Origin of the sequence: Dactylosporangium sp. NPDC051484, from assembly GCF_040689395.1 — a bacterium.
GTDB lineage: Bacteria > Actinomycetota > Actinomycetes > Mycobacteriales > Micromonosporaceae > Dactylosporangium.
The window spans coordinates 571150-596285 of the sequence record NZ_JBFAZX010000001.1 but is presented as its reverse complement, the minus strand read 5'-3'; the positions used below and the strand labels follow the sequence as shown (position 1 = coordinate 596285).

Genomic DNA, 25136 nt, shown 5'->3' with positions numbered 1-25136 from the left:
GATGTCGAGGGCATCCCGTCGCTCTATGTGAGCCCGGCGAGCTGCTTCGCTCGGGCAAAAATCTCGTCCAGCATTCCCGGCGTGAGCCGACCGGTAAAGGTGTTCTGCTGGCTCACGTGGTAACAACCGAGCAACGCGGGAGCGCCATCGATCCGCCACAGGGCGCCGTGACCGAACGGAACCTTCCGCGCTGGTGCTACACCGTAGACGGCGCGAAGCGCGGGCCAGAAGGCGGCCCACGCGAACGCACCCAGGGCGACGACGACCCGCAGGTCGGGGGCGATCTCGCGCATCTCGCGATGCAGGAACGGCGCACAGGTGTCGCGCTCGAGCGGGGTGGGCTTGTTCTCCGGCGGCGCGCACCGCACGGCCGCGAAGATTCTCGTCGCGGTGAGCGTCAACCCGTCGTCACGCGACGTGCTGGTGGGCTGGCTGGCCAGGCCGGCGCGGTGCAGGGCGGCGAAGAGCACATCGCCGGAGCGGTCGCCGGTGAAGATCCGGCCGGTGCGGTTGCCGCCGTGGGCGGCCGGGGCGAGGCCGAGGATGGCGATGGGCGCCCGGTGCGGGCCGAAGCCGGGCACCGGACGCCCCCAGTACTCCTCGTCGCGGAACGCCGCTCGCTTCGTCGCGGCGACCTCTTCCCGCCAGGCGACCAGGCGGGGGCAGCGGCGGCACTGGGTGATCTCCGCGTCGAGGCGGTCCAAGGCATCGCGGGCGTCCTCCACCCGCCGAAGGTTAGCTGGACGCGGAGGCCGACGGCGAAGCCGACAACAAGTCGGACGGGGATGCGGACAGGGATGCGGACGGGGAGGCCGACGGGGATGGCGACGGCGTCGCGGTCGGCTCCGCCCGGGGCCGCACGCACATCGGGTAGGTCGGCGGATCTTGGGGCGGCTGGTCGTTGGTCGCGCACCGCCACGGGTCGCCGAGGACGATCGGGTCGCCGTTCTGGTCGAGGAGCGTGACGCCCTCGATCGGTCGCCCGTTCAGATCGACCGGGTAGACATCGGTGACGTGCGAGTACGGGCTGTACATGCCGGGGCTCGAGGAGTACTGGCCCCCGTTGGTCGCATTGACGAGGAGCGCCAGGCCCCCGATCGCGGCCAGCCCGGTGAGGGCGTAGCCGGCCCAGCGGGGCATGCGCGGGCGGCCGGTGGCGCCGACGCGGACGGAGATCACCACGGCGACCGCGACGAGGAACCAGCCGAGGGGGTCGTCGAAGCGATCGCTGGGGATGATGTCGAGCGCGAAGATCAGGGCCACCAGGCTCACCCCGCGGGCGATCCACCACGCCGGGCGCAGCAGCCGCAGGAAGTCGGTGGCCCGCTCGTAGCCGATGAGCCGGCCGGCGCGCCCGTCGACGACCCGGAGCCGGGCTGTGACGCGCTCCAGGACGCGCCCCAGGTCCGCCCGGCCATCCTTCGGCCGGGCCGCCGCGTCGAGACCGGCCGCGGCGCGCAGCTCGGCGGCGTAGGCGGCCGGCGGCCCGAGCCGCTCGACCAGCGGCCCGCCCCGCTCCTCCAGGACCTCGGCGAAGTGCGCCGGCAGGTCCTCCATCAGGTCGTCGCGCACGTCCGGCGGCAGGTCGGCGAGCTCGGCCCCGACCCGCTCCAGGTAGTAGTCGATCTCCAGGCTGCTGCTGATCGGCGCGGTCACTAGGGCACCATCCTTCTGACAGGGCCTTCTGAGAAGGTTGCTGTTGGAACCCGGCGAGGGCCGGCCCCTCCGCTGCGCTCCGGACCGGTCATGCCGAAACCTCCGCTTCGCTCCGGCCCCGGCCTGACTGAAACCTGAGCCAGCCGATGACCGGCCCCTCCGCTTCGCTCCGGGCCGGTCATGTGCCCTCCCCGATGAGCTGGTTCATCGTCTGCGCGAAGCCGCGCCAGACCTTGCCGGACTCGGCGAGCTGGGCCCGGCCGGCGGCGTTGAGCGCGTAGTACTTGCGGTGCGGGCCGGACTCGCTCGGCACCACGTAGGTCGTGAGCGCCCCGGCCTGGAACAGCCGGCGGAGGGTGCCGTAGACCGACGCGTCACCGACGTCGTCGAGGCCCGCCGAGCGCAGTCGGCGCAGGATGTCGTACCCATAACCGTCCTCGTCCCGCAGCACGGCGAGGACGGCGAGGTCGAGCACCCCCTTCAGCAGCTGGGTGGTGTCCACGGCAAGCAGAGTAGTACGCAATGCACAGTAGTATCAAGCGCGGAACACCCGGGCACGCAAAAGGCGGCCCGCCCGGAGCGGACCGCCTCGCGAGGTGCTGCTGGACTACTTCGCGTCTTCCAGGCAGAGGGCGTCGCCGCTGCTGACGTCGGGGCCCTGCCAGACGACGTACTGGGTGTCCGGGTAGGCGTCGCAGACCTTCGTCTCCTTCGCGAGCGCGTCGGCCTGCGACACACCGCCCGGGATGCCCAAGACCTTGTACTTGGCGGTCGAGTCGTCACACTTGACGATCTTCACGCTGACGCTCTTCGAGGTCTCATTGGTGATGTCGTCGCCAGCGAGGCAGTCGCCGACCTTGGCGTTCGCCGAGTTGCTCTCGACGCTGTCGACGATGTCGTTCCAGGTGCCCTTGGCGAACAGGAAGATGCCGCCGCAGCACACCAGCACCAGGACCAGGATGACGCCGAGGATGATCAGGATGATCTTGCCGGCGCTGCTCTTCTTCGGAGGCGGCGGCGGGGCGCCGAACGGAGCGCCGGGCGCGCCGTACGCCGGGGGCTGGTCGTAGGGCGAGCCCGACGCCGGCGCACCGTAGGGCGAGCCGGACGTCGGCGGACCGTAAGGCGAGCCGGAAGCCGGCGCACCGTAAGGAGAGCCGGAAGCCGGCGCACCGTACGCCGGGGGCTGGTCACCACCCGGCGGCGGGTAACCCCCGCCACCTGGAGGCGGATAGCTGCCGGGCGGCGGGTACTGATCAGACATGCGTTTCCTTCCGGGGGTATGCCGCAAAGATCGCCTAACGGGCAGAAAAGGGGGTTTGAGCTTGGCAAACCGACCCCTGGCCCGCTGGACCGGCTCACGATAGCGGTAGAGGACCAAGGTGCGCAGCAGCGAGCGTGACCGTACTACGGTGTGCACCGTGACCGATCTCTTGAAACGACTCGCCGCGGCGCCCGGTGTGTATCGCGGGCGCGGCGACGGGCTGGAGTCCGGGCCCTTCGTCGCCCGCATCAAGGTGACCTCGGTGGTGCGCGGCAACGCCATCACGCTGGACTACGAAGCGGTCAGCGACAGCAAGGGACTGCAGCACGTCGAGCACACGATCCTCACCGCGAGCGAGGCCGGCCGGCTGGAACTGCACGTCACGTGCCTTGAGCTCCCCGGCGTGACCCGATTCGCGCAGAGCGAGCCGGGGGTGTTCAACGCCTACGAGGGCGCCCTGCCAGCCAAGATCATCATCACGATGCCGAGTGATGGCGTCCTCACCTACGGCTGGTGGTGGTCCCGCGACGACGCGGGGCCCCGCGAGCAGTCCCGCGCCGAGGTCCGCCGGACCGGCTGACCCCGCTGAGCAGCGCTGACGTAAACCCGACAGCGACGGCTACGCGAGCGACAGGGCGATTCCGTCGAGGATGTCCGACTCGGACGCGATGACCGAATCCGCACCGGACCGCTCGACGATGATCCGCAGGATCAGCGCCCCAGCGCCGATGACGTCGGCACGGCCGGGGTGCATGACCGGGCTGGCAAGGCGCTGCTCCGCGGTCTTCGCCAGCAGGTCGGCGGTGACCTTGGCGACGTCGGCGGCGGAGATCCGGGCCCGGTGGATGCGGCGGGGGTCGTATTCCGGCAGCCCGAGCGCGAGCGCGGCCACCGTGGTCACCGAGCCGGCCAGGCCCACCAGCGTGCGGGCCCGGGCACCACGCACGGCGACGAGCGCCCGGTCCACGGCTGCGGTGATGTCGGCCTCGGCCGCCGCCACCTGCTCCGGCGTGGGCGGATCGGCGCGCAGGTGGCGCTCGGTCATGCGCACGCAGCCGATGTCCACGCTGAGCGCCGCGTCGACCTCGTCGGCGGCCCCCACGGAACCCAGCACGAATTCGGTCGAGCCGCCGCCGATGTCCACCACCAGGTACGGCGATTGCGCCGCGAGGCCCCGCACCGCGCCGGCGAAGGAGAGCCGGGCCTCCTCGTCACCCGTGATCACCTCGGGCTCGAAGCCGAGCGTGTCGAACACCATGGCGCGGAAGTCGGCCGCGTTCTCCGCGTCGCGGGAGGCGCTGGTGGCCACCATGCGGGCCGCGTCCACGCCCGACTTCGCGATGTCCGCCGCGTAGTCGGCGAGGGCGAGCCGGGTCCGCTCGATGGCCGCCGGGGACAGCCGGCCGGTCTGGTCGACGCCCTCGCCGAGCCGGACGATCCGCATTTGACGGGTCACATCCGAGATTTCCGACATTTCGCTGATATCCGCGATCAGGAGCCGGACAGAGTTGGTGCCGCAGTCGATCGCCGCCACTCGCTTCACGGTGACCAACCCTACAAAGGCGGCAGGCCTACAAATGCAGCAGCATCCGATGGTTGCCGAGGGTGTTCGGCTTGACCCGCTCCAGGTCGAGGAACTCCGCGACACCCTCGTCGTAGGAGCGCAGCAGCTCCTCGTACACCTGATGGGTGACCGGCGTCCCGTCGATCGGCACGAAGCCGAACGAGCCGAAGAAGTGCGTCTCGAACGTCAGCACGAAGACCCGGCGCACACCGATCTCCCGAGCCGCGGCCAGCAGTTCGGCGACGATCCGGTGCCCGATCTTGTGCCCGCGCAGCAGCGGGTCGACGGCCACCGTGCGAACCTCGGCCAGGTCCTCCCACATCACGTGCAGGGCGCCGCAGCCGACGATCGTGCGGTCGCTCTGCCGCTCGGCCACCCAGAACTCCTGAACGGCCTCGTAGAGCGCGACGGTGGGCTTGGACAGCAGCCGCCGGTCCGCGACGTACATCGCGACGAGCCGCCGGATCCCCCGCACGTCGGCGGTTCGCGCCCGCCGAACGGTTACCTCCATGGGCGTAAGGGTAGTGGCGCGCGGATGTGGCATCTGACACGCGACCGGGTGCTGATGATCACCGCTGCGGTGATGACGGTGCTGGCCTGCACGATGACGGTCCTGTACGTGACCAAGGGCGACGAGAATCCACAGCCGGCGCGGGTGGTGGGCACCAACGGGCCGACCGCGACGGCGAAGAGCACCCCGAGCGTCCGTGGCACGGCCGCCCCCGGGACGGTCAAGGCCGCGTACTCGGTGCGCAGCCAGTGGAAGGACGGCTTCAACGCCGAGGTGACGCTCACCAACCTGGGCAGCCAACCGCTGATGGGCTGGACGGTCCAGCTAGGGCTGCCCGAGAGCATCGACGTGACCTCGACATGGGGTGCCAAGGCGGAGCTGCAGCCGGGCCGGCTCGTGATGCACTCACAGGCGTACAACACCTATCTCGAGGCCGGCGGGGCCATCCGGATGGGCTTCGAGGCCAAGGGCGCGGCCGTGCAGCCGACGAGTTGCTCGGTGAACGGGTCGCCCTGCTGACACATGGTTGCCAGAACAGCCGAGCGGCCCCCACATTGTGCGACATGAACCGAACCGCATCCCGGCTGCTCGCCACGGCAACCGCAATCGTGCTCGGCGCCGGCGCGCTGGGCTGCGGCGTGCTCGGCAAGGTCAAGCAGGCCGTCGACAACGTGAACGCGATCTCCAAACTCTCCGACCGGCTCAGCAAGTCCGGTGAGCTGACCTTCACCGCCGACTACAAGAACATCGACGGCTCCAAGAACGACGGGAAGACCACGACCGTCGTGCAGCAGCCGCCGAAGGCGGCCTACCTGGGCACCGAGGGACGGTTCATCCTCACCGGCGACACGCTGTACAACTGCGCGGGCAAGGCCGGCGCCAAGCTCGTATGCCACAAGAGTCCGGTGCAGACCGGAGAGCTGTCGAAGTCCGACCAGTCCGCCTACCTGTCGGCGGTGGCCGGCGGCGGGTTCGTCAACGCCCAGATGGTACTGATGTTCATGACCGCCGCCGCCGTCGTGCCGGGCGTCAAGATCGTCGAGAGCACCGCGACGATCGCGGGTCAGAAGAGCGACTGTCTCGATGTGACGGGCATTCCGCGCGACGCCGACCCCAACGCGGTCACGGCGAAAGAGTTCCACGTCTGCGTCTCGGAGAGCGGCGTGCTCACGCGATTCAAGGGGGTCGGCACGGACGACAAGCCGATCGGCGTGGAGCTGACGAAGTACAGCGACAAGGTCGACCCGCAGGCGTTCGCACCCCCGAAGGGCGCCCAGATCATCGAGGGCACCGCTCCGCCCGCACCGAGCAAGTGACACGCACCTTGTCAGGGTGTTCACGCCACCACCGGGGAGCTCGTGGACACCACGGGCTCCCGGTGGTCAGCTCATGCGCTCAGTCGTCACCAGCATCGAGTGGGGCGGCCCCGTCGATCGAGACACACGGCCCCGCCTTCCACCACTCACCCGCGAGCTCACGGGTCTCGTCCCCGAAGGGGTTGACGCCCGGACCGACCGCGAGGGCGTGGCCGAGGTGCACGTGCAGGCACTTCACCCGGATCGGCATGCCGCCCGCGGACACCCCGGCGATCTCCTCGACGTGCCCGACCTGTTCCCGGCGGCACAGGTAGTCCTCGTGCGCGCGCTGATACTGCGCGGCCAGCTCCGGATCCTCGGCCAGCCGGGCGCCCATCTCGCGCATCAGCCCGGAGGACTCCAGCCGGCTGCACTCGTGCACCGCCCGGGGACAGGTGAGATAGAACAGCGTCGGGAACGGCGTGCCGTCTGGCAGCCGCGGCGTGGTCTCCACGACGTCAGGCAGCCCGCACGGGCAGCGGTGGGCGACCGCGCGGGTGCCCCGGGGCGTGCGGCCGAGCTGCGCCGCGACCACCGCGAGATCCTCCTCGGTGGCCTTCACGGGCTCCCCGGCGTCCACTCTGTCGAACTCCGTCACTGCTTCCCTGCCGCCTCGACGCTCGACCACAGCTTGCCGTACCAGGGCCGGGGCGGCTTCGACGCACCCGGCAGATCGGTGAGGTCGGTCTCCTGCCTGTTGGCCGGGTCGACCACCACATAGGGCTTCTCGCCGGGCAGCACCATGTGCAGCCGCTGGCGGGCCTGGGAGATCACGTATTCGGGATCGTCCCACTTCTTCGCCCGCGCCTCCATCTCGGCGACCTTGACGGTCTGCCGCTGCTGGCTCTCCTCCAACGACTGGATCTCGGCCTGTTGGGCAAGATACACCCGGACCGGATAGGCGTAGGCGAGCAGCAGCACGAGCAGGACGATGCTGAGTAACACGGCCCGGCTGGTGAACCGGCGCGGTTGCGGCGCGCGGGTGCGCATCGCCGCGCCGCCGGTCGTGACGGCCCGCCGGGCCACCATCGGGCGGGAGGGCGCACGGCCCGCACCGCCACGCTGGCCCCTGGGCGCCGAGCCGCGGGACCCCGCGCCGCGTCCGCCCGGCCCACTCGGCCTGGTGCGCTGCTGCATGCCCTCCCCCAAGGTCCGCGCGATCCGCGACCCGCGGCCCGCGCATCACGCGCGGGCCGTGGGCCATCAAGAACGGTTAACGGTACCGCGGGAAGGCCCCGCGCCCGGCGTAGCGCGCCGCGTCGTCGAGCTCGTCCTCGATGCGCAGCAGCTGGTTGTACTTCGCGACCCGCTCGGATCGGGCGGGCGCGCCGGTCTTGATCTGGCCGCTGCCCACGGCGACGGCGAGATCGGCGATCGTGGTGTCCTCGGTCTCACCCGAACGGTGGCTCATCATCGTGCGGAACCCGGCGCGGTGGGCCAGGTCGACGGCGTCGAGCGTCTCGGTGAGCGAGCCGATCTGGTTCACCTTCACCAGGACCGCGTTGGCGGTCTGGGTGGCGACGCCCCGGGCGATGCGCTGCGGGTTGGTGACGAACAGGTCGTCGCCGACGATCTGGATGCGGCCGCCGAGCGCGCCGGTCATCGCCTTCCAGCCGTCCCAGTCCTCCTCGGACAGCGGGTCCTCGATGGAGACGATCGGGTAGGCGTCCACGAGCTGCGTGTAGTACGCGATCATCTCGTCGGACGACTTGCTGCCGCCCTCGAAGCCGTAGGCGCCGTCCTTGTGGAACTCGGTGGCGGCCACGTCGAGCGCGAGCACGACGTCACTGCCCAGCGAGTAGCCGGCCTTCTCCACGGCCTCCGCGATCAGGTCGAGCGCGGCGGCGTTGGTCGGCAGGCTCGGGGCGAAGCCGCCCTCGTCGCCCAGGCCGGTGGCCAGGCCCTTCTTCTTCAGCACCGACTTGAGCGTGTGATAAACCTCGGCACCGGTGCGCAGCGCCTCACGGAACGACGGGGCGCCGATCGGCGCGATCATGAACTCCTGGATGTCCACGTTGGAGTCCGCGTGCGCGCCGCCGTTGAGGATGTTCATCATCGGCACCGGCAGGACGTGCGCGTTGGGGCCGCCCAGGTACTTGAACAGACTCAGGCCCGATGAGTCGGCGGCGGCCTTGGCCACCGCGAGCGAGACACCGAGGATCGCGTTGGCGCCGAGCTCCGACTTCTCCGGGGTGCCGTCGAGGTCGAGCATGGCCTGGTCGACGAGGCGCTGCTCGGTGGCGTCGAAGCCGCGGACGGCCTCGGCGATGCGCTCGTTGACGTTGTCGACGGCCTTCTCCACACCCTTGCCGAGGTAGCGCTTGCTGTCGCCGTCGCGCAGCTCGTTGGCCTCGAAGGCGCCGGTGGAGGCGCCCGAGGGCACCGCCGCCCGGGCCAGGGTGCCGTCGTCGAGAACGACCTCGACCTCGACCGTCGGGTTGCCCCGCGAGTCGAGGATCTCCCGCGCGCCGATTGCTTCGATAGTGGCCACTGTCGTGTCACTCCCTGCAGAAAAAAGTTTGGTCGGCCGCCGCGGTGCGGCACCTCTGAGCCTAGTCCGGGCGGATCTTGCCTGTGCTTCGGGTTAAAGATCCAGCAGCGTGCGCAGGTGGCGGGGCGGGGGCGAGCCGTGCGCCAGCATCCGGTCGTGCCAGTCGCGGAGCGTGACGTTCGCCGGACGTTCATCCGCGATCTGCCGGACCTCGGTGTAGCCCACGAAGTACGTCGAGAGCTGCGTCGAGCTCAGCAGCGCGCGCCGCCACTTGCCGGCCGCCTCACCCTCCTCCTGGAAGCCGCGCTCCATCATGAGCGCCATCGCCTCGTCCTCGGTCATCCCGTCGCAGTGCACCCGCTGGTCGATGATCGCGTTGATGCTCATCCGCAGCTGCATCTTGAGCTGCTGGAGGCGCACCGGGAGGCCGCCGAAGCCGCGCTCGGCCATGAGCTCCTCGGCGTAGACCGCCCAGCCCTCCACGAAGGGACCCGACCAGTTGATCGCCCGGGCCCGCGTGCGGCCCCGGAACCGGCGCGCGTGCGCCAGTTGCAGGAAGTGTCCCGGCGTCGCCTCGTGCACGGTCAGGTCGCGCAGCATGTGGCTGTTGTACTCGCGGTAGAACGACGCCACCCGCTGCTCCGGCCAGTCCGCCGGGGTCGGCGAGATGCAGAAGAACGTCGGCAGCTCGGCCGGCTCCAGCAGGCCCGGCGGGTCGCAGTACGCCACCGCCACCCCCCGCGCGAACTCCGGCATCTCCATGATCACCAGTGGGTCGTCGACCAGCGTGACCAGATCGTGGTCCCGCACGAACGCGGTCGCCTCGTCCAGCGACACCTTCGCCAGCTCGACGATCGTGTCGTTGTCCGGCACGTCTGCCGCCGCGCGGGCCAGCGCCTCCCGCACCGTCTCCGTCGACTCCGCCCCACCGGTCAGCTCCGCCGCCACGGCCCGCAGCTCGCCGCTCACCCGCTCGAAATTGGCCTCGGCGCGCTCGAGCACCGTTCGCGCGCTGAGCTCGGTGTCCAGCGTGTGCCACAGCCGCGCCTCCCACAGCCGCCGGCCCAGCCGCGGGTCGCGCTCGGCCGATTCCCCGGCATGCTCCAGCCGCCCGCGCAACCACTCCGCGAAGGCGTCGAGCTCGGCCGCGGCCCGCTCCTGCACCGGCGCGACCACCTCGGCCAGGCCGGGCGCCTCCTTGAACAGCTCGCCGAGCTCCTCGCGCACCAGCCGAGCGGTCCCGCCGAACTGCCCGATCGCCGTCTCCACGTGCACCCGCGGCGCGTCGCCCAGCACCGCCCGCGCCGTCGCGAGCGAGTCCGGAATCGCCGACAGCCGCGCGGCGATCGACACGAGCCGCTCCTCCGCCGGCGCGAACGGCCGCGAGATGAGCCCGTGCAGCAGGCTGCCTGGGTTGTGCACGAGCGGGTTCCACTCGTGCTCGCGGATCTCCGACCGCTCGAACAGCATCCGCTCGACCCGGGCGAGCAGCATCGCGTGGTCGACCTGGTCCTGTACGCCGAGCTCGTCGACGTCGACCTGGCTCAGCGCCGCGGAGGCGTCGCGCAGCATCTCGACGTCGGCGGCCACCCCGTCGGTGGAGTAGTCGGGGAGCCGGTCGTCGAAGCGGTGGTCGCCCGCGCTGGCAGCGAGCCCGGGCGCACACTCGAGCAGCGCGTCGGCGATGTGCTCGGCCAGTGGCACGAAATCCTGGGACATGCCTCGACGTTATCGTCTGCCCGGGCGCCGGGCGGTCCGCCTCGCATTGCGGCGCGTCGGCGCCGCGCTTTCGGCGCCCATGCCCCGTCGCCGCCTCGCTCCGGTCGCCGTTTTTCCGGATGAATGGCGGCCACTCACCGCCTCGGGTACGGCCCAGGCGCAGGCCACAGCACTTGTCGCCACAAGTGCGACGTGATACCAGGGGACCGCCGTCTGATTAGTGACAGAGTACTGCAAGAACGTCGCAAGTAGGTCTTAAGTCACCGCGGCTCCAATGGTGATCACCGAACCGCACGGTCCGGTATCACCAACAAAAGAAGGAGCTGCACCGATGTTCAAGAAGGCCACGACGCGCATCAGGCTCGACCAGTTGACCCAGAGCGGCCTGGAGCTGCGCGAGGACGAGCTTCGCCAGATCAGTGGCGGGGCGAAGAGCCAGGTCTGCACGAAGGGCGGCGGCGGCTGGTCGTGCTCCGGCGACGGCATGAGCGACTGACCGGATACCGGACGAAGCGCTGAACGATAAATCGCCATGACCGCACAGATCCTCGTCCTCACCGCCGCCGACGACGTCACCGCCGAGCGGGTCGCGGGGCTGCTCACCTCCCGGGGAGCTGAGGTACTCCGGCTCGATCCGGGAGCCGTGCCGACGGATGCGCAGGTGGAGATGACCGCCGAGGGCACCGGCCCCGTTCGCCGGTGGCTGCGTCTCGACGGCCAGGGCGTCGATCTGGAAGGTCTGACGTGTGTGTGGCACCGGCGCCCGAGCGCGCCGGTGCCACCGCACAACGTCGGCGACCCGGAGGTGCGGGCCCACCTGGCCGGCGAGGTGAAGACCTACCTCGACGGCGTGTGGCGGTCGCTGGCCTGCCGCCAGGTGCCCGCCACCCGTGACGTGATCGACCGCGCCGACCGCAAGTCGTACCACCTCACGGTCGCGGTCGAGCTGGGGTTCGCGGTACCGCCGACGCTGATCACCGCCGACCCCGACCGGCTGCTGGACTTCTACGACACGCACGACGGGAAGATCATCACCAAGCCGCTGCACCGCTCGCCACGCGGTACCCCCGAGGCACCCATGGGCCGCTACACCGAGCCGGTGAGTAACCGCGACCTCAGCTACGTCGCCGCGCTGCGGTTGGCGCCGATGATCGTCCAGGCGTACGTGCCGAAGGACGTCGAGCTGCGCGTGACCGTTGTCGGCGACGCCGTCTTCGCCGTCGAGATCCATTCCCAGGCCACCCGCCACACGCGGTACGACTGGCGCCGTTACGACCACCAGAACACCCCGCTGCACGTCCACCGGCTCCCCGGCGACGTGGCGGAGCGCTGCCGCGCGCTGGTGCGCCGGCTCGGCCTCAGCTACGGCGCCATCGACCTGATCCTGACCCCGGAGGGCCGCTACGTGTTCCTGGAGATCAACCCCAACGGGCAGTACGACTGGCTGGAGCTGGCCACCGGGCTGCCCATCACCGCCGCGGTCGCCGACCTGCTGCTCACCGGCGAGGTGCGTCCGGTGGAGGTACCGGTATGACACTGCTGGCGGAGGCGGTCGGGCTGCTGAGCGCGGCGACCGCCGAGAAGGTCGAGCCGGCCGAGGCCCGCACCCGCGTCGACGCGCTGCGCGACCGGCACCCCGGCGCGGCGCTGCGCCTGCTGTGGCAGCGCGAGGAGTACGACGGGTCGCTGCACTACGACCTGCTCGTCCGGGAACCTGACACCGACGCGGGCGTGGTGTCACTGTCGTGGTGCCCGGACGACGCCCTGCCGTGGCCGCTGCGCGGCGTGCAGCGCGGCGGCGAGATGCTGCTGGTGCGGGTCAACGGCGTCGAGCTGGAGGTGGCCGACGCGATCGGCTTCCTCGACGTGCTGTGGCGGGAAGCACCGCTGCGCGACCGGCTCGTCGACACGTGCCTGGTGCGCGAGGTGCTGGAAGCCGACGGCGAGGATCTCGACGACGCGGCGCTGCAGGATGCCGCCGACGCGTTCCGGCGGGCCCGCGGCCTGCTCACCGCCGAGGCGACCCGCGAGTGGATGCGCGGCGAACGCCTCAGCGACCGGCAGTTCGAGGATCTGGTGGTCCACCAGGCACAGGTGGCACGGCTGCGGGAGCGGGTCACGGCCGGCCGCGTCGACGCCGAGCTCTCCGCCGACCCGCACCGCTACGACCAGCTGCGGCTGGTGCGGGTCGAGCATCCGGACTCCGCCGCGGCGGCGCGGCTGGCCCGGCTGACAGAGGCTCCCGATCTGCTCGCCGCCGCGGCCGCCGACTTCGCCGCCGGCACCGGCCCGGCGCCGGCCCTGGTGACGGTGACACGCGCGGACCTCGGACCCGAGCTGGCTGAGGCGATTGCCGGCAACGGGCCGGTTCCGCTCGGCGACCGGTTCCTCGTCGCGTCGGTACTGGGCGTTCAGCCCGCCACCCGGGAGGCGGTGTCACGCCGGCTGTTCGCCGACTGGCTGGCCGAACGCCGGGCCGAAGCGAGGATCGAGTGGAACTGGGGCCCCCATGGATGACCTGAACATCACCCGCAACGGCGTCTTCCTGGCGGCCGCGGTGCGTCGCCACGCGGACGCCGGCCGGGTCGAGGAGGAGCACCTGCGCGTGCTGCCCGGCCGGCTCTTCGCGGCGCTGTGGCTGGCGGGGGTGCTCCTGCTGGCCTGCCTGGTCCCGCTGGTGCTCGCGGTGGCGCGATGAGCCGGCGGCTGCGGGAGCTGCGGCAGGTCAAGGCGGCCGACTGTGGCGCCGCCTGCCTGGCCATGGTGCTCACCTACCACGGCCGGCACACCACGGTGCGGCAGGTGGTGTCCGACCTCGGGGTGTCACGCGACGGGCTGAGCGCCCTGGCCCTGGTCGAGGCGGCCACCGGCTACGGGCTGCACGCCCGGGCGTTCTCCCTGCGGCCCGAGGAGCTGGCCGCGGTACCGACACCCGCGATGCTGTACTGGAACTTCAACCACTACGTGCTGCTGGAGCGCTGGGGCCACCGGTGGGTCCACCTGCTGGACCCGGTCTCCGGCCGGCGCCGGCTCAGCCGCGAGGAGTTCGACGCCGGCTTCACCGGCGTCGTCATCGGCTTCGAACCGGGCCCGGACTTCCGGCCCGGCGACGGCGAACCGGACACGCCGCCCTGGCGGCGGCAGTTCCTCGCCGCCGCGCTGCGCCGCTACCGCTGGGTGCTGGCCCAGGTACTGCTCGCCTCGCTGCTGCTGCAACTGCTGGGCCTGGCGGTACCGGCCCTGTCCGCGCTGCTGGTGGACCGGCTGCTGCCCACCGGCTCCACCGACCTGCTGGCACCGCTCGCACTCGCCGTCGCGGTTGCCGTCGCGGCCCAGGCCGTGCTCGGTTTCCTACGCACCGGACTACTGCTGACACTGCGCTCACGCGCCGACGACGACGTCACCGGCGGGGTGGTGCGGCACCTGTTCGCCCTGCCGTACCGCTTCTTCGCCGAACGGGGCACGGGCGACCTGGTGATGCGCACCCAGAGCGTCGCGGCGCTGCGGGACATGCTCTCCGGCCACGTGCTGTCGACACTCCTCGACGCGCCGCTGGCGCTGGGCTACCTCGGCCTGGTGCTGTGGCGGGACCCGGTATTCGGCGGCTGTCTTGCCGCGCTCGCTTGCGTCCAGCTGGCGGTGCTGCTGGTGACCCGGCGCCGCGTGGGCGAACTCGCCGAGCGGGAGCTGCACGCCTCCGGCAAGGCGCAGGCCCAGCTCATCGAGGCACTCGGCGGCATCGAGACGCTCAAGGCGGCCAGCGCCGAGGAACGCGCCGTGCAGCGCTGGTCGTACCTGTTCGCGAGGCAGCTCAACGCCGGCACCCGGCACGGCCTGGTGCGCGGCGGTCTGGAGACCGCCCTAGGGGCGTTGCAGTACCTGGCGCCCGCGCTGCTGCTGCTCATCGGCGCGCAGCGGGTCCTGCACGGCGAGCTGAGCCTCGGCACCATGCTGGCGCTCGGCGCGCTCGCCACCGCCGCGCTCGCGCCGCTTTCATCCATTGTGGACAACCTGCAGCAGCTGCAGCAGACCGGCGCGCACCTCGCCCGCCTCGACGACATTCTGGTCGAGGAGCCGGAGGCGGGTGGCCGGGAGGTGCCGGCCCTCGACGGCCGGGTGGCGGTGCGTGACCTCGGTTTCCGGTTCGACCCGCGGGCGCCCTGGGTGCTGCGCGGGGTGACGTTCACGATCGAGCCGGGGCAGAAGGTGGCGTTCGTCGGCCGGTCCGGCTCAGGCAAGAGCACCCTGGCCCGGCTCCTGCTGGGCCTGTACCAGCCGACCGAGGGGCAGGTGTACCACGGTGGGCACGACGCGGCGACGCTCGACGTGCGCGCGCTGCGCCGCCAGTTCGGCGTGGTGACCCAGGACCCGACCCTGTTCACCGGTACCGTGCGGGAGAACATCAGCCTGACCGACCCGGGCGCGCCGCTGCCCCGGGTGGCCGCCGCCGCGATGACCGCCGGCATCCACGACGAGATCTCAGCGATGCCGATGGGGTACGACACGCTGCTGGTCGACGGCGGCGGCCTGTCCGGCGGCCAGCGTCAGCGGATCGCCCTGGCTCGGGCGCTGCTGCCCGAGCCCCGACTGCTGCTCCTGGACGAGGCGACCAGCAACCTCGATCCGGCCACCGAGGCTTACATCGAGCAGGAGCTCGCCACGCTGCCGCAGACCCGCATCGTCATCGCGCACCGGCTGAGCACGGTCCGCGACGCGGACGTCATCTACGTCCTCGACGGCGGGCGCATCGTGGAGCAGGGCAGCCACGACGAGCTGCTCGCCCGGGGCGGGCACTACGCGGACCTCGCCGCCCTCCAGGCCACCGGGCGAGCCTGAGCGGGGATCGCCCCCGCCTCGATCGCCCGGCCAGAGCCACTTCCGACGCTCAACGCAACCGCACACGTCATTGACAGGCTTCGCAACCGCAGGTCACGTGTGCGGCCGAGTCGCGCGCCCGCCCTCCTTGCCCCCCATCGAGACAGGCCAGCTGGTATGGTCAATGCCACCGCCAGCCTCCTATCGATAGGACGCAATGGGGCAAGCTTCCGCGCGCATGCAGGTTCCGGTGCGTCGATACGCCGCCTTTTTGCTCTTTGTCGCCACGGTAGTCGCTGCGGCCATTCAAGTCGGATCGTCGCTCACACGTCCACTGTATGATCGGCTCGCAGACCTCCACGTCTATTGGGGATCCGCGCGAATGCTGGCTCACGGTCGCAGCCTGTATGACTTCGCAGCGGGAAACGGCGACCCCTTCACCTACCCGCCATTCGCGGGCATCGCCTTCATGCCACTGGCCTACCTGCCGGAAGCACCGCTACGAATCCTGTGGACCGCCGCGACCATTCTGGTCGTGGCCTTCGTGGCAGCGACGACGACGAAGTCGGACGCGTCACGATACCTTCCGACTGGCATTCTTGTGCCATCGGCGGCATTCCTCCTCCTCGTGTCGGCGCCGGTATCGAGCAACATCCGGTTCGGTCAGGTGAGCCTCCCGTTGGCGGCGATGGTGATGCTCGACGCCTTGGAAATCGTGCCGCCCAAAATTCGAGGAATTGCTACTGGAATCGCGGCAGCGATCAAGCTCACTCCTGGAATCTTCATACTCTTGCTATGGGTTTCGGGGCGCAGAAGAGCAGCCGCCGTCGCTCTCGGCACCACAATCGGCTGCACAGCCCTGGCCTGGCTGACGCTTCCGCGAGAGTCCCACCGGTTCTGGTTCACCGAGGTTCACAACCTGAACCGGATCGGCGATATCTCCGTCACCGCCAACCAATCCCTGCAAGGGGTGCTACTTCGGCTTTCCGTCCCCGACCCGTGGCGCGCACCGATCGCTGTCGGGTTAGGCCTTGTTGTCGTGGCGGTGGCACTTCAAAGAGCAGCGCGCGCCTACCAGGCAGGCAATTCCTTCACCGCGGTCGTCATCGTAGGAGCTGCGGGCCTGATATTCTCGCCCGTCTCCTGGGCGCACCATCAGATCTGGCTGGTGCTCGCAGCCTTCGTCGCGGTAAGCGATCGCAGATCGCTCAATCTGGTGTGGTCGGTCTCAGTGATCGCGCTGGTGGTTCTGCCGATTACTTCTGTGGGGCGAAGCCTGCCCACGGCGGTCATCACCGAAAACGCCCGCTTCCTGCTCGCCGTCGCTGTGGCATGTCTCGTGCCCGCGGTCACAGCGCGCATGGCGAGCGAGACAACGACAAACCGCATCGAGGTCGATCACGCCGACGCGTCACGGGACGAGCATGAACTGGTGTTCGCAAAGGTTCTGACCGCGCGGCCGGCAGACCCGGCGTGGGTCACGGGATCGGGCGGGGGTCCAGCCAGCCGTGGCTGCCCAGGTAACGCAGCACCGTCGTGACGGCCTCGCCCTGGGACAGGTTCGTCGTGTCGATCGTGAGCTCGGCGTCGAGCGGCTCCTCGTAAGGGTCGTCGATACCCGTCATGCCCTTGATCAGGCCGGCGCGGGCCTTGGCATACAGGCCCTTGCGGTCACGGCGCTCACACTCGGCCAGCGGGGTCGCGACGTGCACCAGCACGAAGCCCGCACCCGCGTTGTGGGCGAACTGGCGGGCCGCGGCACGGGCGTCGCGATACGGGGCGATCGGGCAGCAGATCGCCACCCCGCCGTGGCGGCCGACCTCGGCGGCGACCCAGCCGATGCGGCGGACGTTCGTGTCCCGGTCCTCGGCGGAGAAGCCCAGGCCGGCCGAGAGGTGCCGGCGCACGATGTCGCCGTCGAGCAGGGTCACCGTGCGCTCGCCGGTCTCCAGCAGCGCGTCGGCGAGGCCGGTGGCCATCGTGGACTTACCGGAGCCCGACAGGCCGGTGAAGAAGACCACGAGGCCACGCTGGCGGCGGGGAGGGCGGGCGCGGGCGAGTTCGCGCGCCACGGCCGGGGGCGTGTGCCACTCGGGCAGGATCGTGCCGCGGTCGAGGTGGTCGTCGATCTCGGCGAAGGTCAGCGGGAGGCGGCGGTGCCGGGGTGGGATGTCGTCGAGCGAGCGCCACTGGCCGTCGCGGCCGTCGTAGGCGAGCTCGCGGGGTACCAGCACCCGCAGGCCGCCGCCGGAGAGCATGGACTCGCTCGACGCGAGCAGGTGTGTGACGCCGTAGGCGGCGGCGACCCGGGTGCGCAGCATGGCGTCGCGGATGTCGTCGCCGTCGTGGCGGGGCAGCGGCAGGGCCACGATCGTCGAGGCCGGCATCCGGTCACGGGCGGCCAGCACGCAGCGCACGAGCGCCTCCGGGGCCAGGCCGTCGGGGCCCGGGTCGTCGACGGGCACCAGGACGACCAGGTGCGCGGCGAGCGTGCGAGCGGCGCGGGCGATCTGCGCCAGCTGGGGGCGGTGCAGGGGGCGGTCGGCGATGACGCCGAGGATGCGGCCCGGCGGCAGCGAGCCGCGCACCTCCGCCGGGGTTCGGCGCATCCGGCGGAACGCGCCGTGGCCGCCGTCGCCGAGGCGGCGGACGCGGCCCGCGGCGCCGAGCGTGGTCTTGCGCGCCGGGTAGAGCTCGACCGCGTCCAGCGCCGCGACGGGTGCACCCTCAAGATCGGCGAGGATCAGCACCCGCCGCAGCGGGTTGGTCACGTCGAGCTGTTCGGCGAGGCTGCGGGGCACCTCCAGGGTGACCGGCACCGGCCAGCTCGTGCCGTCGGCGAGCCGGCCGTAGCGGCGCAGCGCGATGAGATCTGCCGAGCCCAGGAAGCCGGTCAGGGGCGCATACGCGCCCGAGAGCAGCAGTTCCAGATCGGCGAGCTCGGACGGTTTCGGCGTATGGGTCGGGGCATCCCGCAACACTTCGTCCGGCAACGCCCATCCATCGACTACCCAACCGTTCACAGACACGCCCGCAAGCCTGCCACAACGGTCATCCGGTGTTTCGCATACCCGCCGCGATGCCGTTGATCGTGGTCAGCAGGGCCCGCTCCAGCGCCGGATCCGGCACGGATCGCCGGCCGCCGGGCCAGGCGCCGCTGTCCACGGCTTTGCTCGCGCGGTACTGTCCGAGCAGCGTCACCTGCAGATGGTGCAGCGGCTGCAGGTAGCTGTCGCGGACGCCGAGCGTGCGCTGGAGCACCGGCTGGCGGTCGAGCAGCACGGCCTCGCCGGTGATGGCGAGCACCTCGGCCACCGTCCGCTCGTACTCCTCGCTGATCACGTCGAAGATCGGCCGCAGCGGCTCGGGCACGAGCGTCTCGACATACCGCGACGCGATCTCCAGGTCGGTCTTGGCCAGCATCATCTCGACGTTGGACAGGAACGTGGCGAAGAAGTGCCACTTCTCGTGCATCTCGCGCAGCACGTCGGCGAGGCCGGCCTCGCGGGCCGCCTTCAGGCCGCTGCCCACGCCGAACCAGCCGGGCACGATCTGACGCGACTGGGTCCAGCCGAACACCCACGGGATGGCCCGCAGGCCGGACAGGCCGGCGTCGGCGTTGGGTCGCTTGGCCGGGCGCGAGCCGATGTTAAGCGCCCCGAGCAGCTCGGTCGGGGTGGCCGCCCAGAAATACGCCGGCAGGTCGGGATTCTCCACCAGGGCCCGGTAGTTGGTGAACGCGGCGGAGGAGACGGTCTCCATCGCGGCGTCCCAGCGGGCCAGGGACTCGGCGGGCTGGCGTGGCTCGGTGTGCAGCAGGGCGCTCTGCAGCACCGCGGCCAGCGTGAGCTCGAGGTTTTCCCGGGCCAGGGCGGGCAGCGTGTACTTGTCGGAGATGACCTCGCCCTGCTCGGTCACCTTGATCGCGCCGTCCAGCGTGCCCCACGGCTGGGCCAGGATCGCCTCGTGGGTGGGGCCGCCTCCACGCCCGACGGTGCCGCCGCGGCCGTGGAAGAGGCGCAGCCGCACGCCGTGGCGGGCCGCGACGTCGCGCAGCTGCCGCTGGGCCTTGTGGATCATCCACTGCGAGGTGGTGATGCCGGCGTCCTTGTTGGAGTCGGAGTAGCCGAGCATGACCTCCTGCACGTCGCCGCGGGCGCGGACGATCGCGCGGTAGACCGGGATGGACAGCAGGTCGTCGAGCAGCTCGCCGGCCAGCTCCAGCTCCCGCGCCTGCTCCAGCAGCGGCGCGAAGCCGATGCGGGCGCGGGCCGACTCCATCGAGGCGCCGCCGAAGCCGCCCCCGGCGCTGACCTCGACCAGGCCCCACTCGCGAGCGAGGACGACCGCGGCCAGCACGTCGTCGATGCCCTGGGTCATGGAGATGATGTACGTCTCGATGACCTCGGGGCCGAAGCGCTCCTGCACCTCGCGGATCGCGGCGAACACGTCGAACGTCTTGCGCGCGCTGTCGGTCAGGCCGGTGTCACGGGTGGCCAGCGGCCGGCGCCCGTTGAGCTCGTCGATGAGCAGCTGGCGGCGCGCGTCGCGGTCCAGCGTGCCGTAGTCGACCTCGCCGACCCGGCGGTACAGCTGGGAAAGGACCTCGTGATGCGCGTCGGCGTGCTCGCGCACGTCCAGCGTGGCCAGCTGCAGGCCGAACGCGGACAGCGCGCGGATCGCGGACGCGAGCTTGCCGGTGGCGGCGAGCTGGCCGCCGTTGCGCGCCAGCGACGCCCGCATCAGCTCGAGGTCGGCGATGAGCTCGCCGGTGCCGAGGTAGTCGCGGCCGGGCTTGTGCGGTGTGCCGGTGGCCAGGCGGGTCCGGGTGTGGTCGAGCTTGAGCCGGATGCAGCGCAGCTTGAGCCGGTAGGACTCCTCCAGGTTGACCCGGCGGTAGCGGGCCGGCAGCTCCGGCAGGTTGTCCAGGTCGGCGGCGAGGCTCGCGGAGAGGTCCAGCGACACCCCGCGCAGGCGCTTGGAGACCGAGACCTCGTCGATCAGGCCGTCGATCACGCTTTCGGCCATGCGGATGCCGTACTCATGCTGGATGAGCAGCACGTCGCGGGTCACCGCCGGGGTCACGAACGGGTTGCCGTCGCGGTCGCCGCCGATCCACGAGCCGAAGGTCAGCGGCCGCGCCGTCGGCGGCAGCTGCACGCCGAGATCGCGCAGCGTCTCGTAGAGGTCGTCGAGGACCTGTGGTGCGGCGCCCTCGGCCAGGTCGGCCAGGTAGTAAACGGCGTTGCGGGCCTCGTCGCTGGGCTCCGGGCGCTCCAGGCGCAGCTCGTCGGTCTGCCAGAGCAGGTCGAGCAGTTCGGCGAGGCGCCGGTCGGTGCGCGCGGTGCGGGTCTTGTCCGGCTCGGCCGAGCCGTCCAGCGCGGTGGCCACGGCCTCGGCGTCGAGCTCGTCGCCGACGGCGCGCAGCTTGGTCAGGATCGAGCGGCGCGCGGCTTCGGTGGGGTGCGCGGTGAACACCGGGCGGACGGCCAGCTTGGAGGCGACCGACCCGATCTCGCGGACGCCGACGCCGCGGTCGGCGATGAGCTTCGCGGCCCGCTCCAGCCAGCCGCCCTCACGGACGCGGATCCGGCGCAGCTCGCGGGCGCGGTGGACCTGCTCGGTGATGTTGGCGAGGTGGAAATAGGTCGAGAAGGCGCGCGCCAGCTGCGTGCCCGTCACCACGTCGAGCCCGTGCAGCCGCTCGGCGGCCGCCTCCGGGTCGGTGCGGACCAGCGCGCGGACCTCCTCGACGAGGTCGAGCAGCTGCTGGCCGTCCTGACGGACGAGGCTCTGGCCGAGCAGGGAGCCGAGCCGACGGATGTCGGCGCGCAGTGCGGCGTCGGCGGTCGACGCTTCGTGGGCCTCAGCAGACATGATTCTGTCCCCTCCCAAGTATGTCTCAGCTCGGCTGGGGACGGCGCTGTCCGTTTTCTGTCCGTGTCGGACTGCTTCCCCGGCATCGTATCGGCTGGGCGACGCGCCGTAGCGCCGCGGTGAGTCACGTCTCAAGATCTCACCCGGTGTTCACGTGGCTTCGCCCCCGGCTTTTCTGTCACACCCGCCGGATAGTCTGGTACCCGCATCAAGCACCCCCGCCCGGTCCGGGCGCGGGGCTGTTTGCCGTGCAGCGTCGACACCAGAAGTAGTGGGTGCATATCACCATGAAGCTTGCCGGTCTCACCGCCGCCGCCCTCGACGATCCCGCCCTCGCCCGCGCGCGTGACCTCGCCCGCACCGGTCAGGTCGACCAGGTCGACCTGACCGGGCCGCCGGCCCTGCGCGCCTTCGTGACCGCAGTGATCGCCGCCGAGCGCCCGGTGCTGGCCGTGACCGCCACCGGGCGCGAGGCCGAGGACCTGGCCAGCGCGCTGGGCTGCCTGCTCGAGCCGGACTCCGTCGCGGTGTATCCGTCCTGGGAGACGCTGCCGCACGAGCGGCTCTCCCCTCGCTCCGACACGGTCGGCCGGCGTCTGGCCGTGCTGCGCCGGCTCGCCCATCCGACGGAGGAGGCACCTCGCCCGCGAGTGGTCGTCGCGCCGGTCCGCTCGGTGCTGCAGCCGCAGCTCAAGGGCCTGGGCGACCTGGAGCCGGTCGAGCTGCGGCCGGGCGGCTCGGCCGACCTCGACGCGCTGACCGTCCGGCTGGCCGAGCTCGCCTACACCCGGGTGGACCTGGTCACCAAGCGCGGCGAGTTCGCGGTCCGCGGCGGCATCCTCGACGTGTTCCCGCCGACCGAGGAGCACCCGCTGCGCGTGGAGTTCTGGGGCGACGAGGTCGAGGAGATCCGCTCGTTCGCGGTGGCCGACCAGCGCACCATCGAGAAGGCCGACCGGCTCTGGGCGCCGCCCTGCCGGGAGCTGCTGCTCACCGAGGAGGTGCGGGCCCGGGCGGCAGCGCTGTCCACCGACCACCCCCAGCTGGCCGAGATGCTCGACAAGCTCGCCGGCGGCATCCCCGTGGAGGGCATGGAGTCGCTCGCGCCGGCGCTGCTGGGCGGCACCGAATCGCTGGAGCTGGTGCTGCACACCATGCCGCCGGGCACCCACGTGCTGCTGTGCGACCCGGAGCGCATCCGCACCCGGGCGCACGATCTGGTCCGCACCAGCGAGGAGTTCCTGGAGGCCAGCTGGGCCGCGGCGGCGGTCGGCGGCAAGGCGCCGATCGACCTCGGCGCGGCGGCGTTCCGCCACCTTGGCGAGGTGCGCGCCGCGGCCGCCTCGCTCGGGCAGCCGTGGTGGTCGCTGAGCCCGTTCGCGGCGGCCGAGACGACGCGCGAGGCGGACGAGCCCTGGCGCCTCGGCGAGGAGCGGGAGGTCACGGTCTCCGACGACGCCGTGTCGATCACGATCGCGGCGCAGGCGGTGCCGCTGTATCACGGGGAGACGGCCCGGGTCGTCGACGACCTCAAGCGGCTGACCGGCGACGGCTGGCGGGTCGCCCTGGTGTTCGGGGGCACCGGGCCGGCCCAACGCGCCGCCGAGGTGCTGCGCGGCTCCGACCTCGGCGTGTCGCTGGTGGAGTCGCTGGAGCGGGCGCCGGAGCCAGGCGTCGTCGCGGTCGCCACCGGCTCGCTCGAGCTCGGGTTCCTCGACGAGGACGCCCGGCTGGCGGTCGTCACCGGCGCCGACATCTCCGGCGGGCGGGGCGCGTCCACCAAGGACATGCGCAAGATGCCCAGCCGGCGGCGCAACCAGATCGACCCGCTGGAGCTGCGCACCGGGGACTTCGTGGTGCACGAGCAGCACGGCATCGGCCGATACGTCGAGATGGTCCAGCGCACCGTCAACGGCGCCGACCGCGAGTATCTCGTGATCGAATACGCGGCGTCCAAGCGCGGCCAGCCCGGCGACCGGCTGTTCGTGCCGACCGACCAACTCGACCAGCTGTCGCGCTACGTCGGCGGCGAGGCGCCCACGCTGCACAAGATGGGCGGCTCGGAGTGGCAGAAGGCCAAGTCGCGGGCGCGCAAGGCGGTGCGCGAGATCGCCGCGCAGCTCATCCAGCTGTATGCCGTAAGGCAGAACTCGCAGGGTCACGCCTTCGGCGCCGACACGCCCTGGCAGCGCGAGCTGGAGGACGCGTTCCCCTACCACGAGACGCCCGACCAGCTGGCCGCGATCGAGGAGGTCAAGGCCGACATGGAGAAGTCGGTCCCGATGGATCGGCTGATCTGCGGCGACGTCGGCTACGGCAAGACCGAGATCGCGGTGCGCGCGGCGTTCAAGGCGGTGCAGGACGGCAAGCAGGTCGCTGTGCTGGTGCCGACCACGCTGCTCGCCCAGCAGCACTTCAACACCTTCTCCGAGCGGGTCGCGCAGTTCCCGGTCGAAGTGCGGCAGCTGTCGCGGTTCCAGACGCCGACGGAGACGAAGCTGACCCTGGAGAAGGTCACCGACGGCACCGTCGACATCGTCATCGGCACCCACCGGCTGCTGCAGACCGCGACCCGGTTCAAGCAGCTCGGCCTGGTCATCGTCGACGAGGAGCAGCGCTTCGGCGTCGAGCACAAGGAGTTCCTCAAGCAGCTGCGGGCCTCGGTCGACGTGCTGACCATGTCCGCCACCCCGATCCCGCGCACCCTGGAGATGGCGATCACCGGCATCCGGGAGATGTCGACGATCGCCACGCCGCCGGAGGAGCGCCACCCGGTGCTCACGTTCGTCGGCGCCCAGGACGACAAGCAGGTGGCCGCGGCGATCCACCGCGAGCTGTTGCGCGACGGCCAGGTCTTCTACCTGCACAACCGGGTCGAGTCGATCGAGCGGGCCGCCCGCCGGCTGCGCGAGCTGGTCCCCGAGGCACGCGTCGCGGTCGCGCACGGCCAGATGACCGAGGAGGCCCTTGAGAAGATCATGGTGGGCTTCTGGGAGAAGGAACATGACGTCCTGGTCTGCACCACGATCGTGGAGAGCGGCATTGACATCCCCAACGCCAACACCCTGATCGTCGAGCGCGCCGACCTGCTCGGCCTGGCCCAGCTGCACCAGATCCGCGGCCGGGTCGGCCGGGGCCGGGAGCGGGCCTACGCCTACTTCCTGTATCCGCCGGACAAGCCGCTGACCGAGCACGCGCACGAGCGGCTGGCGACGATCGCGCAGCACACGGAGCTCGGCGCCGGCATGTATGTGGCGATGAAGGACCTGGAGATCCGTGGAGCGGGCAACCTGCTCGGCGGCGAGCAGTCCGGGCACATCGAGGGCGTCGGCTTCGACCTCTACGTGCGCATGGTCGGCGAGGCGGTGCAGCAGTTCAAGGGCGAGCGGCCCGAGGAAGAGGAGCCCGACGTCAAGATCGATCTGCCGGTCGACGCGCACCTGCCGCTGGAGTACATCTCGGCGGAGCGGCTCCGGCTGGAGATCTACCGCAAGATCGCCGGGGCCAAGGACGACACCGCGCTCGACGAGATCGTGGCCGAGATGCGCGACCGCTACGGCGAGCCGCCGCTGCCGGTGGCCAACCTGCTGGCGGTGGCCCGGTTCCGGTTCCTGGCCCGCTCCTATGGGCTGACCGACGTGTCGCTGCAGGGCAAGCATGTGCGCTTCGGCCCGCTGCAGCTGCCCGACTCCAAGCAGATGCGGCTCAAGCGGCTCTACCCGGAGTCCGTCTACAAGGCGGCGGCCGACACCGTGTCGCTGCCGCGCCCGTCCACCCGGCGGGTCGGCGGCGAGCCGATGCGCGACACGCAACTGCTCGACTGGGCGGCCGAGCTGTTGACCTCGGTCCTCGGCGAGCCGATCGCGGCCAGGTCGTGAGGGGCT

General features: G+C 71.2%; 22 protein-coding genes. 10 read left to right on the top strand and 12 right to left on the bottom strand.

Features of this window, described 5'->3' with window-relative positions; translation table 11 throughout:
• Nucleotides 1-23: 23 nt before the first annotated feature.
• The 4 genes from AB0367_RS02940 to AB0367_RS02925 all read right to left on the bottom strand — a co-directional run bounded on the left by AB0367_RS02940 (nucleotide 24) and on the right by AB0367_RS02925 (nucleotide 2920).
• On the bottom strand, nucleotides 24-725 hold the full coding sequence (locus tag AB0367_RS02940) for a uracil-DNA glycosylase (protein ID WP_366224440.1): 702 nt from the start codon (nucleotides 723-725) through the stop codon (nucleotides 24-26).
• Between the two features lie 10 nt (nucleotides 726-735).
• A complete protein-coding gene (locus AB0367_RS02935; protein WP_366224439.1) occupies nucleotides 736-1656 on the bottom strand; it encodes a hypothetical protein in 921 nt (306 codons plus the stop codon).
• Between the two features lie 178 nt (nucleotides 1657-1834).
• Nucleotides 1835-2158 carry a PadR family transcriptional regulator gene (locus AB0367_RS02930; RefSeq protein WP_366224438.1) on the bottom strand — a complete coding sequence of 108 codons (324 nt, stop codon included), beginning with the start codon at nucleotides 2156-2158 and terminating at the stop codon, nucleotides 1835-1837.
• Between the two features lie 105 nt (nucleotides 2159-2263).
• A complete protein-coding gene (locus AB0367_RS02925) occupies nucleotides 2264-2920 on the bottom strand; it encodes a hypothetical protein (protein ID WP_366224437.1) in 657 nt (218 codons plus the stop codon).
• Nucleotides 2921-3077: 157 nt separating this feature from the next.
• On the opposite strand from AB0367_RS02925, the gene AB0367_RS02920 reads away from it, so the two are divergent.
• Nucleotides 3078-3500: a hypothetical protein gene (locus tag AB0367_RS02920; RefSeq protein WP_366224436.1), complete on the top strand. Its 423-nt coding sequence runs from the start codon at nucleotides 3078-3080 to the stop codon at nucleotides 3498-3500.
• A 39-nt stretch (nucleotides 3501-3539) separates the two neighbouring features.
• Here AB0367_RS02920 and AB0367_RS02915 read toward each other — a convergent pair whose 3' ends face one another.
• Nucleotides 3540-4454, bottom strand: a complete 915-nt coding sequence (locus AB0367_RS02915) for a Ppx/GppA phosphatase family protein (protein WP_366224650.1) — start codon at nucleotides 4452-4454, stop codon at nucleotides 3540-3542.
• Nucleotides 4455-4491: 37 nt separating this feature from the next.
• Nucleotides 4492-4995, bottom strand: coding sequence for an amino-acid N-acetyltransferase (locus AB0367_RS02910; RefSeq protein WP_366224435.1), 504 nt, complete (start codon nucleotides 4993-4995; stop codon nucleotides 4492-4494).
• Between the two features lie 24 nt (nucleotides 4996-5019).
• On the opposite strand from AB0367_RS02910, the gene AB0367_RS02905 reads away from it, so the two are divergent.
• The gene (locus AB0367_RS02905; RefSeq protein WP_366224434.1) at nucleotides 5020-5514 is read left to right on the top strand and encodes a cellulose binding domain-containing protein; all 495 of its coding nucleotides are present in this window, start codon (nucleotides 5020-5022) and stop codon (nucleotides 5512-5514) included.
• A gap of 44 nt (nucleotides 5515-5558) precedes the next feature.
• The gene (locus AB0367_RS02900; protein WP_366224433.1) at nucleotides 5559-6311 is read left to right on the top strand and encodes a hypothetical protein; all 753 of its coding nucleotides are present in this window, start codon (nucleotides 5559-5561) and stop codon (nucleotides 6309-6311) included.
• A 79-nt stretch (nucleotides 6312-6390) separates the two neighbouring features.
• Here AB0367_RS02900 and AB0367_RS02895 read toward each other — a convergent pair whose 3' ends face one another.
• From AB0367_RS02895 to AB0367_RS02880, 4 genes are all read right to left on the bottom strand, one after another.
• The gene (locus AB0367_RS02895; protein WP_366224649.1) at nucleotides 6391-6930 is read right to left on the bottom strand and encodes a DUF501 domain-containing protein; all 540 of its coding nucleotides are present in this window, start codon (nucleotides 6928-6930) and stop codon (nucleotides 6391-6393) included.
• A 14-nt stretch (nucleotides 6931-6944) separates the two neighbouring features.
• A complete protein-coding gene (locus tag AB0367_RS02890; protein WP_366224432.1) occupies nucleotides 6945-7379 on the bottom strand; it encodes a septum formation initiator family protein in 435 nt (144 codons plus the stop codon).
• A 184-nt stretch (nucleotides 7380-7563) separates the two neighbouring features.
• Nucleotides 7564-8841, bottom strand: coding sequence for a phosphopyruvate hydratase (eno, locus tag AB0367_RS02885; protein WP_366224431.1), 1278 nt, complete (start codon nucleotides 8839-8841; stop codon nucleotides 7564-7566).
• A gap of 93 nt (nucleotides 8842-8934) precedes the next feature.
• Nucleotides 8935-10560: a DUF885 domain-containing protein gene (locus AB0367_RS02880; protein WP_366224430.1), complete on the bottom strand. Its 1626-nt coding sequence runs from the start codon at nucleotides 10558-10560 to the stop codon at nucleotides 8935-8937.
• Nucleotides 10561-10891: 331 nt separating this feature from the next.
• On the opposite strand from AB0367_RS02880, the gene AB0367_RS02875 reads away from it, so the two are divergent.
• From AB0367_RS02875 to AB0367_RS02850, 6 genes are all read left to right on the top strand, one after another.
• Nucleotides 10892-11056, top strand: a complete 165-nt coding sequence (locus AB0367_RS02875; protein WP_366224429.1) for a hypothetical protein — start codon at nucleotides 10892-10894, stop codon at nucleotides 11054-11056.
• Between the two features lie 36 nt (nucleotides 11057-11092).
• Nucleotides 11093-12094: an MvdC/MvdD family ATP grasp protein gene (locus AB0367_RS02870; RefSeq protein WP_366224428.1), complete on the top strand. Its 1002-nt coding sequence runs from the start codon at nucleotides 11093-11095 to the stop codon at nucleotides 12092-12094.
• Nucleotides 12091-13077 (top strand): TIGR04500 family putative peptide maturation system protein, encoded by a 987-nt coding sequence (locus tag AB0367_RS02865; protein WP_366224427.1) that lies wholly within the window; start codon nucleotides 12091-12093, stop codon nucleotides 13075-13077. The genes AB0367_RS02870 and AB0367_RS02865 overlap by 4 nt, the downstream gene beginning before the upstream one ends.
• Complete coding sequence (locus AB0367_RS02860; RefSeq protein WP_366224426.1) at nucleotides 13070-13258, top strand: hypothetical protein; 189 nt, start codon at nucleotides 13070-13072, stop codon at nucleotides 13256-13258. The genes AB0367_RS02865 and AB0367_RS02860 overlap by 8 nt, the downstream gene beginning before the upstream one ends.
• Entirely contained in the window at nucleotides 13255-15396 is a 2142-nt protein-coding gene (locus AB0367_RS02855; RefSeq protein ID WP_366224425.1) for a peptidase domain-containing ABC transporter, read from the top strand. The genes AB0367_RS02860 and AB0367_RS02855 overlap by 4 nt, the downstream gene beginning before the upstream one ends.
• A gap of 217 nt (nucleotides 15397-15613) precedes the next feature.
• A complete protein-coding gene (locus AB0367_RS02850) occupies nucleotides 15614-16915 on the top strand; it encodes a glycosyltransferase 87 family protein (protein ID WP_366224424.1) in 1302 nt (433 codons plus the stop codon).
• Here the strand turns inward: AB0367_RS02850 and cysC are convergent.
• Together cysC and ppc are read right to left on the bottom strand one after the other, a co-directional pair.
• Entirely contained in the window at nucleotides 16854-18398 is a 1545-nt protein-coding gene (gene cysC, locus AB0367_RS02845) for an adenylyl-sulfate kinase (RefSeq protein ID WP_366224648.1), read from the bottom strand. The genes AB0367_RS02850 and cysC overlap by 62 nt on opposite strands.
• Before the next feature lie 28 nt (nucleotides 18399-18426).
• Nucleotides 18427-21252: a phosphoenolpyruvate carboxylase gene (ppc, locus tag AB0367_RS02840; protein WP_366224423.1), complete on the bottom strand. Its 2826-nt coding sequence runs from the start codon at nucleotides 21250-21252 to the stop codon at nucleotides 18427-18429.
• Between the two features lie 287 nt (nucleotides 21253-21539).
• Between ppc and mfd the strand changes: the two genes are divergently transcribed.
• The gene (mfd, locus tag AB0367_RS02835) at nucleotides 21540-25130 is read left to right on the top strand and encodes a transcription-repair coupling factor (RefSeq protein WP_366224422.1); all 3591 of its coding nucleotides are present in this window, start codon (nucleotides 21540-21542) and stop codon (nucleotides 25128-25130) included.
• Nucleotides 25131-25136 lie beyond the last annotated feature (6 nt).

Coding starts and splice junctions, on each gene's coding strand:
- AB0367_RS02925 (WP_366224437.1), bottom strand. CDS start 2,920: ATGTCTGATCAGTACCCGCCGCCCGGCAGCTATCCGCCTCCAGGTGGC.
- AB0367_RS02910 (WP_366224435.1), bottom strand. CDS start 4,995: ATGGAGGTAACCGTTCGGCGGGCGCGAACCGCCGACGTGCGGGGGATC.
- AB0367_RS02905 (WP_366224434.1), top strand. CDS start 5,020: ATGTGGCATCTGACACGCGACCGGGTGCTGATGATCACCGCTGCGGTG.
- AB0367_RS02900 (WP_366224433.1), top strand. CDS start 5,559: ATGAACCGAACCGCATCCCGGCTGCTCGCCACGGCAACCGCAATCGTG.
- AB0367_RS02890 (WP_366224432.1), bottom strand. CDS start 7,379: ATGGTGGCCCGGCGGGCCGTCACGACCGGCGGCGCGGCGATGCGCACC.
- AB0367_RS02880 (WP_366224430.1), bottom strand. CDS start 10,560: ATGTCCCAGGATTTCGTGCCACTGGCCGAGCACATCGCCGACGCGCTG.
- AB0367_RS02875 (WP_366224429.1), top strand. CDS start 10,892: ATGTTCAAGAAGGCCACGACGCGCATCAGGCTCGACCAGTTGACCCAG.
- AB0367_RS02870 (WP_366224428.1), top strand. CDS start 11,093: ATGACCGCACAGATCCTCGTCCTCACCGCCGCCGACGACGTCACCGCC.
- AB0367_RS02865 (WP_366224427.1), top strand. CDS start 12,091: ATGACACTGCTGGCGGAGGCGGTCGGGCTGCTGAGCGCGGCGACCGCC.
- AB0367_RS02860 (WP_366224426.1), top strand. CDS start 13,070: ATGGATGACCTGAACATCACCCGCAACGGCGTCTTCCTGGCGGCCGCG.
- AB0367_RS02855 (WP_366224425.1), top strand. CDS start 13,255: ATGAGCCGGCGGCTGCGGGAGCTGCGGCAGGTCAAGGCGGCCGACTGT.
- AB0367_RS02850 (WP_366224424.1), top strand. CDS start 15,614: ATGCAGGTTCCGGTGCGTCGATACGCCGCCTTTTTGCTCTTTGTCGCC.
- ppc (WP_366224423.1), bottom strand. CDS start 21,252: ATGTCTGCTGAGGCCCACGAAGCGTCGACCGCCGACGCCGCACTGCGC.
- mfd (WP_366224422.1), top strand. CDS start 21,540: ATGAAGCTTGCCGGTCTCACCGCCGCCGCCCTCGACGATCCCGCCCTC.